Here is a 6000-nt window from a genome sequence, read left to right on the forward strand (position 1 = left end):
TTTTCAAACAAATTAATTAAAGATAAGTTGGAGATTGTTATATGGCTATTCTTAGCCATATACTTGGATTTCCTCGTATAGGTTTACATCGTGAATTAAAAAAAGCGCAAGAAAATTATTGGATAGGTAAAATTTCAAAAGAAGAATTACTATTTGTAGGTCGCAAAATACGACTTACCAACTGGCAAAAATAAAAAGATGCTGGTATAGACCTTCTACCAGTTGGTGATTTTGCTTGGTATGATCATGTGTTAACTACAAGTCTATTATTAGGAAATGTGCCTAAACGTCATCAAAATAAAGATGGTATAGTTAATATAGATACATTATTTCGCATGGCACGTGGTAGTGCACCAACAGGTGCACCAGTAGTAGCATCTGAAATGACTAAATGGTTTAATACTAATTATCATTACATAGTCCCGAAATTTGTTAAAGACCAAAAGTTTAAATTAACTTGGATACAATTACTAGAAGAGGTAAAAGAAGCTTTTATTCTTGGTCATAAGATAAAACCTATATTACTGGGTCCGATTACTTATTTATGGTTAGGTAAAGTTAATAAAAAGCAAGATAAAGACGAATTTGATCGACTGTCATTATTAAATAATATTAATTCAGTTTATAAACAAGTGTTAATAGAATTAAAAAGATACAATATTGAATGGCTACAAATAGATGAACCAATTTTAGTACTTGAATTACCTCATGTATGACGTGAAGCCTTCAAATTAGCTTATGAATTCCTAAAAGGAGAAGTCAAATTACTATTGACTACTTATTTTGATAGTATCAGTCATAATTTGGATATTATCAAAATTTTACCAATTCAAGGTTTACATGTAGATTTTATACATGGAAATGATGAAATACAGAAATTAAATCAACAAATACCAACAGGATGGATATTATCTTTAGGTGTTATTAATGGTCGTAATATTTGGCGTTCTGATTTTAGTGCCTGGTTTAAAAAATTATATCCATTAGTTATACAACGTAAAAAATTATGGCATGGTTCTTCTTGTCTTTACTACATTGTCCTATTGATTTAACTATAGAAAATAAATTAGATAATAAAGTAAAAAATTGGTTTTCTTTCGCATTACAAAAATGTACTGAACTTGCGTTATTAACTAAGGCATTAAATAATAATGATATAAAATTGTTAAGTAGTTGGAGTATACCAGTTCAAGACCGATTAAAAAAATGTGGATTAATATGTATTAGTTGCTGATCGGCTTTCTAATATTAAAACTGAAGATATAAATCGTACCAATATATATATACTGAACGTGCTAAAAAACAACATAATCGTTTTAAATTACCATTATGGCCTACTACAACTATTGGTTCATTCCCACAAACTACAAAAATTCGTAATTTACGTTTAAATTTTAAAAAAGGTAATATTGATATTATAAAGTATAATGAAGAAATTGCTTTATATATTAAAGAAGTTATCTTTAAACAAGAAGAATTAGATTTAGATGTACTGGTGTATGGTGAATATGAACGTAATGATATGGTCGAATATTTTAGTGAGAATCTTAAAGGCTTTATTTCTACTCAACATGGTTGGGTACAAAGTTATGGTTCAAGATGTGTAAAACCTCCCATTATTGTCAGCGATATTAGTCGTTCAAAACCAATTACTATTAATTGGGCAAAATATGCGTAATCGCTAACTAAAAAGTCTGTTAAAGGTATGTTTACTGGGGTCCATTAACTATTCTTTTATGGTCTTTTCCTCGTGAAGATATAAACCCTGAAATTATTGCAAAACAAATTGCATTAGCGTTAAGAGAAGAGATAAAAGATTTAGAACAAGCAGGTATCGGAATTATTCAAATAGATAAACCTGCATTAATGGAAGGTTTACCATTACACAAATCCAATTGGCATACATATCTAACATGGGCTATTAATGCATTCCGTTTTACTACTTCAGTAGCTAAAAACGATACTCAAATTCATACTCATATGTGTTATTGTGAATTTAATGATATTATAGAATCCATTGCTGCATTAGACGCAGATGTAATTACTATCGAAAGTGCCAGGTCTAATATAGAGTTACTTGATATGTTTAAAAAATATAAATATCCAAATGCAATCGGTCCTGGAATATATGATATACATTCACCAAATATACCAAGTATACAATGGATAGAAAAAATATTATGCAGGGCAACACAATATATCTCAAAAGAACGTTTATGGGTTAATCCAGATTGTGGTTTAAAAACTCGAACTTGGTATCAAACTTATCAGTCGCTATCTAATATGGTGCAAGCTGCAAAAATTTACGAAATAAAATTTGTAATTAATATTACATTAATTTATAAGATTTATTATCTTTTGGTTTTTAGTAATTAATTGGATTTCTCATTTAAATATTTTTGATATTATATAAATATTAATATTTATTACAGAAAATATTAATTGTATATATTTAAACTTATAATCTTGAAATCTATATTAATTTTATTTTAATTTTTTTTAAAATTATAAATCTTAATAATTTATGTTTCAAATTTATTGATTTTATAAATTTTAAATTTTAAGCTATTAAAGTAGTTATAAATATAGAAAGATAACATATAGATATTATTAGTTAACTATATACGTATTAATTTTATGTTTGTATTTTTTTGAAAAATTTTATGAAAAATATAGTTCAGCAATTCATTATTAAATATTTATTAATATTAATTAGTTTTATAATTGGTTGGATTTTTTCCCGTTTGTATTGTATTCGTTATTATTCTCAGTTCATGATTAAACAACGTTTATTACGAGAATCTTATGAAGAACAAAAAAAACAAATAAAAAATATGCAATATCAATTACAAAAACGTAAACAAGAGATATATAAATTACATAATATTATTAATAATATAAAAACTCAATTACATCAGATAGATTATTGGCGAAAAAAAAATAAAAATCTTAGTGATGAATTACAACATCAATTAGAAATAAATCATAGGCAAGAAGACGAACTTCGTACAGTTAATCTTCATTTAGGAGAAACACGTTTAATTGCTGAAGAACAACAACGTTTTATTGTTAATAGTGAACAAAGATTAAATATACAATTTGAAAATTTAGCAAATCTTATATTTGAAAATAACAGTAGACGTTTGGATGAACAGAATCAAAAAAATTTAAATCAGTTAATTACTCCTTTAAATGAAGATTTAAAAAATTTGAGACATGAGCTTAATAATAATTTTAATAGAGAATCTCACGTTAGATATACATTAGTCAATGAAATTAATCAATTAAAACAAATTAATATACAAATGGCAGAAGAAGCAATTAATTTTACTAAAGCATTAAAAGGTCATAATAAAGTTCAGGGTAATTGGGGAGAAGTAGTACTTAATAAAGTATTAGAATCATCTGGCTTACGTGAAGGATATGAATATGAAACACAAGTAAGTGTTTCGATTGAGCAAAATTGTAGAATGCAACCAGATGTAATTGTACATTTACCACAGGGACGAGATGTCGTAATTGACGCAAAAATGACACTTATTGCTTATGAGCGATATTTTAATGCTGAAGATAATAGTATTCGTGATAAGGCCATTCAAGAACATATTGATTCAATTCGTAATCATATTCGTTCATTAGGGAAAAAAGATTATCAACAATTACCTGGTTTTAGAACTTTAGACTATGTATTAATGTTTATTCCAATAGAACCAGCATTCTTATTAGCAATAGATCGCCAACCTGAACTTATTAGTGAGGCATTAAAGCTCAATATTATGTTAGTAAGTCCTACTACTTTATTAGTTGCACTGCGTACCATTGATAATTTATGGCGTTGTGATAATCAAAATCGTAATGCTCAACGTATTGCTAATCGTGCTGCTCGTCTATACGATAAAATTAGATTATTTATTGATGACATGAATAGCATTGGTCTACATCTAGATAAGTTACAACAAAATTATCAGTTAGCTATGAAAAAATTAGTTGAAGGAAAAGGAAATTTGATTGCTCAAAGTGAGTATTTTCGAAAACTTGGTGTGGATATTAAACGACCTATTGATCAAAAATTGGTGTTTCAAGCAAATTTAGAAGATTCTGCGGAAAATGAAAATATAAATACTTAAATATCATCATAGAATACTAATCATTTTAATTTATAGACTGAATACTGATCAATAGGATTTATGTATTGTAAAACATACTTAAAATTTTATTAGATACGAAATATTAAGATTTTATTTATATATAGTTTATATAAGTTAATTTATTAAATAAATAATTTGTCTATCATTTAATGGAAGTTTTTATAAATTTTATTAAATATTAATAATTGCTATGATTTATAAATTAATTTCGTTTAAATTAATATTTAATATTTTATTTAGTCTTTATATACTGCATTTATGGTGCTAATAATATTAAAAATCAAAAAATTAAATTCAATAATTTTAAATCTTTATTGATTTTAATCATATAATAAAAATATTTTTGAAATAGAATATTATAAACGTAAAATATATTAAATTGTTAATATAAACTAAACATTTTATACATATAATTAGATTAATTTATTTTAAATAATGTTTTTAAATGAATTATATGATAATTAGTGTTGTTTATAAGAAAGAATATTATTTTTTTTAGTAAGAAATAGTTTTCGTAATTTACTTACAAATAAAATATAACTACTTATTTTAAAATAAATAATTAGAGATAGCATGATAATAATAAAATATTAAGTTATTTCAACTAATGAAATGAGTTATATAAATTAACGTATACTTTTAATCTATTAATTGGTATTTAGTTTTTACGTTGGATATTATTTAATCTTAATAGTAGATGAAAAAATAACCTTCCATTTTTTTATCATTTTCTCTTATATAGAATTTCATATAACTATATATAAGTACATTTAATTTCAATTTATATACTATGTATATAATAGAATGTTTTTAAAAATCTTTAAATTAATATTGATATCCTGCATGATAATGCTTGGTTTGGTAAAATAGTGCTAGGCCAATTATTTCAATTGCGATCTGTATTAATTTTTCTTACACATGTTTAATCCTTATTACTACATTGGAACATTCTAATTTAGATACTGTAATTTATGGAAGTTAGCAAATTATATACATTTATATAATTTAAATTAATTCAATTTATTATCTATGAATTATCTAAATTTAAAGTAACTTCGATGACCAATTAGCCTCAGAATGAATAGAAATAAAGAAAAGGTATAATAATAGATTTAATTATAAAATCTTTTATTCACTTAGTAATGATAAGATTTATATGAATGGATATTTTAAAATGACAAAATGTTACATTCTCATGTATGCACTAAACAAGTAGCAGTAAAAAATGAAATCTATAGTGGTGATGAATTTAATCAAATGTGATTTATATAGCTTTATAATATACAGTATGTGTTATATTTTCTATTATTAAATAATCTAGGTAATTTTAATATCAAGTTAATTTATTATATAACAAACAATATAAAATACATTATATTTAACTTAAAAATATATATATAATATGGCAACTATAATTATTTCAAACACGAAAAGTTTCCAAAAAATATTAAAAAGTTTTAATTGTTCAATTTATACTTGTAATAATGTTTTCTATTTTATCCCCTAAGTTTTATTTTTTTTTTGTTTAATATTTTAAAGAAAGTAACGTTATTCACGCGCCTTCATAAGTATAATCTAGTTATTATAACGTTTAAAAACATTCACTGAAATTATTACATTAATGAATTAAATAAATTTTCATTATTTATTACGAACATGTTTCGAGAACCAGTGACAGCTATGCTTATAATTAGACTCTTAACAGAACAATGGAACATGTCAGTTACAAGAGAGACCAGCGGTCAATATAGCTTTTAGTCTAATCATTAGACGTATGTATAATGATTAACCTCATATTTACTTTCAAATTTACATTTTTTCTTCATAAGTAGTAGAATAACTAATAACGATT

The 6000-nt window shown here is 24.3% G+C and carries 1 protein-coding gene and 1 pseudogene; both read left to right on the top strand.

Going from position 1 to position 6000, the window contains the following annotated elements:
* Positions 1–41: 41 nt before the first annotated feature.
* Positions 42–2376 (top strand): annotated as a pseudogene (metE, locus tag FD727_RS01955) (5-methyltetrahydropteroyltriglutamate--homocysteine S-methyltransferase).
* A gap of 287 nt (positions 2377–2663) precedes the next feature.
* Positions 2664–4127, top strand: a complete 1464-nt coding sequence (gene rmuC, locus FD727_RS01960; RefSeq protein WP_159938486.1) for a DNA recombination protein RmuC — start codon at positions 2664–2666, stop codon at positions 4125–4127.
* The last annotated feature ends 1873 nt before the right edge of the window (positions 4128–6000 follow it).

Source organism: Pantoea sp. Mhis (assembly GCF_009830015.1).

Excerpts from the sequence above, each read along its gene's own strand:
- rmuC (WP_159938486.1), top strand. The coding sequence starts at position 2,664 with ATGAAAAATATAGTTCAGCAATTCATTATTAAATATTTATTAATATTA.